We start from the raw sequence: 5,265 nt of genomic DNA on the forward strand, positions 1-5,265 counted from the left end.
CTACGGTGGCGAGGAATTCCTGGCCATCCTACCGGGCGCATCGAGGGCCGAGGCTCTCGACATCGGTGAACGTTTGCGACAAAGCATAGAGCAGCTCGCCATCAATGCCGACGGCATCGATCTGAAAGTGACCGCGAGCATCGGAGTGGCGTGTCTTGGCACTGACAATGAAACGGCTGAACAACTGCTCGAACACGCCGATCAGGCCCTTTATCAGGCAAAGGCAAAGGGCCGCAATCGGGTAGGTATCCATCCGCTGGCCCCCGCCGGCACCTGACAAGGAAATGACATGAACGCTGCGATGAAACCACTCAAGATCGATGTTCTCCAACCGGGTGACGTATTGCTGCACATGGGCACCGGCGAGCTGTCAAAGCTTATTGCATGGGTGGGCGACAGTGCCTATAGCCACGCCGCCATGGTCATTGAGGACGCGCAGCTAATCGAGGCGGCGGCGAGCGGCGTGCGTCATGCAAGCCTGGCAGAGCGTACGCAGATGGGAGCCCACTTCCACTTCATCGATGTGTTTCGTCCTTTGCGGCCGACTCCTGGCGACAACAAGAGTCGCGCGGCCCTGCTCGCTGCCACCAACCGCTACCTTGGCGTTCCCTACCCGATGACTTCGCTGATCACGCTCGGCATTGCATGTGCGGTACGCAACAAGATTCCGGGTGACCAGAGGTTGCGCCGGTTCGTACGAATGGCGCTTGATGTTGTCATCGCAAACGATTCCAGCCAGGTCGTCTGCAGCGAGCTCGTCTATCGCGGCTTTGATGAAGCCGCGACGAATCCTGAGCATTCACTGCGTCTCAAATTATCATTCGGGACGTACAGGACACTCCGATACCGGACATCGATCTGGTCGCCCTGGCTGTCGAGTGTCTCGATGACTACAGGCGGTCACTACCGAACTCGCGTGCCACAGACAAGCTGGAGTGGGCGGACTTCGAAACGAATGAAGCCGATCTGGATAGTCTGGTTGTCAAAGCGCGCGCGCAGCTCGGTCTCGATGAGGCGATGCTATCCAGAAAGATTGACTATCTACCCAATCCGAAAACCATTTTGCCGGCGGATCTCGAGTTCAGTCCGGGACTGAGGCAGATTGGACGACTTGAACTGCGTGGATAGCGCAGTCTCTAGTGGCCGATTGCAGTTGAACGCTACAAGAATGGTCATCAATCAGTCGTATGGCGCATTAGTCGGGGCCAGCGATGGCTCTGATCTGAAACGCTGAAAACACCGAATACAACAGGGCCGAAGTCCTGCACGGGCTGAAAAATGCGGAGAGTGTCGCTCCGCATCGCTCAGCTCGCCATCATCACCTGAGCGAAAGTCAGCTTTCAAAGTCCAGCCGAAACGTCCGTGACATTCGGCATATCATTCCCTGCTGCGAAACCGTGGATTCTAGATCGCCAAGGATCCGCTTCTCGTTCTCGAGGTTCCAGCGAAAGGTGATGACCATTGGCACGCCATCCTGTTCAGCGCCAACCGTACCGAGCCAGCTGCAATCCGGCTGCAGGCGCATCTCAAGGTCAGCCTCGTCATCGGACATGCCCTTGGCAAGAACGGTATCGCAGGCATCGTTGACCTCAAGCGTCCCCTTCGAACTGCTGGCCGCGAGCGGGCTTGTCATCGAAACCACACCCGTACAGGCCATGCTGCCGGTGTTGTTGACCACGTTCCAGTTTCCTTCCTTCGGGCACTTGCACGAGAACGAAGGCTGCTGCAACGCGAAGGTGCACGTCACGGTTTCATCATCCTCGATTTCGAAAGTGGCCTTCCTGTTTTCGAGATTCCCGGAACTGCGCCGCGCACTCCCCGGATCATCACATGTGATCGAAGCCAGGTAGTAGCCGGCGTTCACGAGATCCGGATCGATCAACGCAAGGGTCGAATGGTGTTGCCCGCTTTCTACCTCGGCGCGGATCGTTGCGATGCCATTGTCATTCAGCCGCACTTCGCCGGCCGGCGTTCCTGAATAACGCAGGTCTGCCTCGCGGAAGTTTGGAGTCGTCGTCACACGCACGACAGCGGTTCCGCCCGATGCAGCCAACGCAATACCGCTGCAAGCGACAAGAGAGATGATTGAGGCAATGCAACAACACGTTCCTTTCCAACTCATTTTGGACCCCGTCAGCAAAGTTCGCAGGTGCAAAAAACCATAGCACAGCGCTGCGAAACTCTGAATGAAACCCGGCAACATGGCAGTACGCAACCACTTGTCCGATCTCAATAAGGATTCCCCAGCCGAGGTGATGGATGGTACCGCCATTGTCGCCGACAAAACGCCCAGTCCGGCAGGGATCTCTACGAGTGCACCACTTGATCAACATTGTCTTGTTTCAGAAATTGCTGTCCTTTCACGGCATCAAATACCGTTTCCCTATTCATGCAGTCCCGACACATCCAATCACCAACGGAAACCCGATCGCCACGCCGAACCGGTGCGTGGCTCCTGGCGTCCATGTTTCTGGTCGGGCTGGCGGCGCTGGGCTGGTTGTTTCTTCGGGGCAGCGATTCCGCCTCCCTGGCGGCCGGATTCGGCTTCGGTCCCGGGCAGGGCTTGCAACCTGCATTGTTTCAATCGATGCCGCTGCGCGCCACGCACGCTGATGTCGATCGCATTTATCTGGTCAGCACGCAGTCCCAGACCCTTTACCTGGCGACGGGACGCGGCGGCAACCGGATACGCACGGACTACCTGCATGTCGATCTATGGGCGCTGGATGCAGCGACCGCCACGGTCGCCTGGCGCAAGCGAATGCGCTCTTTCAAGGGGCGGGAACGCGAGGGTCGCATCCTGCCCGGCTTCAGGATCCTCGGAGTCGATGGCAAGACACTCTGGCTCGATCTGGATGGGCCGCTGGGAATTGCCCTGGATGACGGCCATGTGGTTGCGGATTCTGCGCGAATCGAACAACGCAATCCGATGCTGGCCGGCAAGCTCCTCTTCGACCCGGGCTACGTTGCGTTCGGCAGGAACGGCCTGCAACTGACACTCGACGATGCCAGCCAGTGGCGCATCGATGCTGCCGATCTTTCCGCAGCTCCACGCGACACACCGGTCAGCCGACCCGACTCCATTGTTCCGCCAGCGAATTCCCTGCCCTCGGCAACCAGTCAGTTCCAGATACGCGGCCTTCGCATCGGTGAATACTGGCTGGGTGTGCTTACCGATGCGGAAGCTGATCAGCTGAGCAAACCACCGGTGGTCCCTGGGCACGAGCCGAATGAGCGCCCCGGTGTCATGCAGCAGTTCCTCAACGAGAACCACGTACCGACGCCGATCAATGATCCCCTGCCCCAGCCCTATCGTCTTTGGCGCGCACGAACGAAGGAAGTATCAGCCGCGCCGCCCGACTGGCCGAAGGAACTGCCGGACAACTGGGGAACGCGAACCGCGTTCAGCGACTACGCCGCGCTTCCCGATTCACCGACCTTGCTGCGCGCCGGATTGCTGCGCGGGAATCGCGATGCCGACGTTCCATTCTGGTATCGCGACCCGGACAGCGTACTCGTGTTGCACACGGACAGGTTGGGCCCGGCTGGGCGACTGCAGTTGAGCCGGATATCCGGCCCGCTTGGCAAGCGCGTCTGGAATACGCCGCTGCCAATGGTGTCACTGTCGTCGGTGATGCGAGGCGAGAACGACCTGGTGCTGTGGGGCAGCGAGCCGGCTTCTGCCGATGTACAACGCGAGGAAAACGGCGTCGCACACGCGAAACTTGTTCGCGTCGACGTGGCTACGGGCCAGTCGATCGTCCTCGACCTGACCGCCGAGGGCTTCACGCGTGAAGCCCTGGAAACCGGGATGCCGCCCTGAGCGACCTACGAATTATGCAATCGGCGCTGGTGTGGTCCCTAGGGCAACGCTGAACAAGTGGCACAACCGTCATGGCGTTCAGAAGGTCTGCCAGTCGTGCTGCGAGGCGAAGTGAAGGCTGGTTGCCCTGGCAAGACTCGCGGTGCGATTGGCGGGCCTTCTGAGTGGCACCTGTTTCAAATGAAAAACAATCGGTTAGGCGACGTCTGTCTGCGCGCAGCTCTTTGTTGCGCTGCCTTGAAGGACGGCCAGTCCATCTGCGTCAGCGCGCCGCGACCTGCACGCAGACAGGTGTCGTGACGGCTGCGCCACTTGTTCAGCGTTGCCCTAACCCACAACGAAGGCAGACCTCCTGCCTGAACTTGCCGCGGGTTACGATGCGACCCCACACCATTCGTTCGCCCGGGAGCCTGTTCAACGTGCCGCACTATTCCGGTCCCCTGCTTGTCCATGCTGTCGCCGAATCGCTGAATGCAGCACGCAGTGCAGGTGCAGCTGACTGGAGTGGTTCACTCGATCTTGGCTTGTCGACTGACACTGTTCGCTTGTTGCCCGAAGCCTGGCAGTGGCGCGAACGGACCTTTCCCTACCCGGTAAAAATCAGGGAACGGACAATCTGCTACTGGGGCGGCAATGACTTTGAAGTCGTCTCCCGGTTTGCCGGATCGCTGATCAAGCTGGTGCCCACTGAATGGGGCGCGCCGACTTTCGAGATCGACGGCATCAAGATGCTGGTGACCTCGAAGATCTCGCCGATGGAGGACGCACGCAGAAAAGTGGCGCTGATCGAGCCGCGGGGAAAGCGAATTCTCGACACCTGTGGCGGGCTTGGCTATTTTGCCGCGTGCTGCCTGGAGGCCGGGGCTGCAGATATTGATTCGTATGAGAAAAACTCCAGCGTACTCTGGCTGCGAACGCTGAATCCATGGTCCCCGGATCCCGACGCGCCGACGAGCGGCGGACGTCTGCATCTCAGTCATGCCGACATCTCGCAAGCAGTCAGCACCCTGCCCAATGCATCCGTCGATGCCTTGTTGCATGATCCGCCGCGTTTCGGCATCGCCGGCGAACTGTACTCACAGGCCTTTTACGACGAGCTCTCACGCGTCCTGCGCCGAGGTGGTCGGCTGTTCCACTACACGGGCAGCCCGAACAAGCTCACCAGCGGTCGCGACCTGCCACGCGAGGTCAGCAAACGTCTCGACAAGGCCGGGTTCAAGCCGCAGCTCGCACTCGATGGCGTGCTCGCCATCCGTCGATAGAGACTGGAGCCGGTCAGCGATACGTGACCGGCGAAAGGATCAATCGACGATTTCGAGCGATTTGGTTCGGGTCTGGTCAAGAAAGAGCTTCTTTCCAGTGATCTCGCAGAGGGCGACCATCTCGTCGAGCTTCTCCAGCTTGTAGGTAATCTGCAAGCCATCGACGACTCGCCTGTCACC

The 5,265-nt window shown here is 59.5% G+C and carries 5 protein-coding genes; 4 read left to right on the forward strand and 1 reads right to left on the reverse strand.

The genetic code is table 11. The features are described from left to right. Positions 1 to 277: GGDEF domain-containing protein (locus WBP53_RS05775; protein ID WP_423926844.1), on the forward strand; the 277-nt coding region annotated here is incomplete at its 5' end. Between the two features lie 12 nt (positions 278 to 289). Next, positions 290 to 1,096, forward strand: coding sequence for a hypothetical protein (locus WBP53_RS05780; protein WP_423926846.1), 807 nt, complete (start codon positions 290 to 292; stop codon positions 1,094 to 1,096). A gap of 237 nt (positions 1,097 to 1,333) precedes the next feature. Here the strand turns inward: WBP53_RS05780 and WBP53_RS05785 are convergent, their stop codons facing one another. Then, entirely contained in the window at positions 1,334 to 2,026 is a 693-nt protein-coding gene (locus tag WBP53_RS05785) for a hypothetical protein (RefSeq protein WP_423926848.1), read from the reverse strand. Positions 2,027 to 2,464: 438 nt separating this feature from the next. On the opposite strand from WBP53_RS05785, the gene WBP53_RS05790 reads away from it, so the two are divergent. Further along, entirely contained in the window at positions 2,465 to 3,823 is a 1,359-nt protein-coding gene (locus WBP53_RS05790; protein WP_423926850.1) for a PA2928 family protein, read from the forward strand. A gap of 377 nt (positions 3,824 to 4,200) precedes the next feature. Continuing rightward, entirely contained in the window at positions 4,201 to 5,085 is an 885-nt protein-coding gene (locus WBP53_RS05795) for a class I SAM-dependent methyltransferase (RefSeq protein ID WP_423926852.1), read from the forward strand. Positions 5,086 to 5,265 lie beyond the last annotated feature (180 nt).

The sequence above is a fragment of the Dokdonella sp. genome (assembly GCF_049593775.1).
In the GTDB taxonomy this organism is placed as follows: domain Bacteria; phylum Pseudomonadota; class Gammaproteobacteria; order Xanthomonadales; family Rhodanobacteraceae; genus Dokdonella.

Bases quoted from the DNA above. Each gene is read 5' to 3' on its own strand.
- WBP53_RS05780 (WP_423926846.1), top strand. From the start codon at position 290: ATGAACGCTGCGATGAAACCACTCAAGATCGATGTTCTCCAACCGGGT.
- WBP53_RS05790 (WP_423926850.1), top strand. From the start codon at position 2,465: ATGTTTCTGGTCGGGCTGGCGGCGCTGGGCTGGTTGTTTCTTCGGGGC.
- WBP53_RS05795 (WP_423926852.1), top strand. From the start codon at position 4,201: ATGCGACCCCACACCATTCGTTCGCCCGGGAGCCTGTTCAACGTGCCG.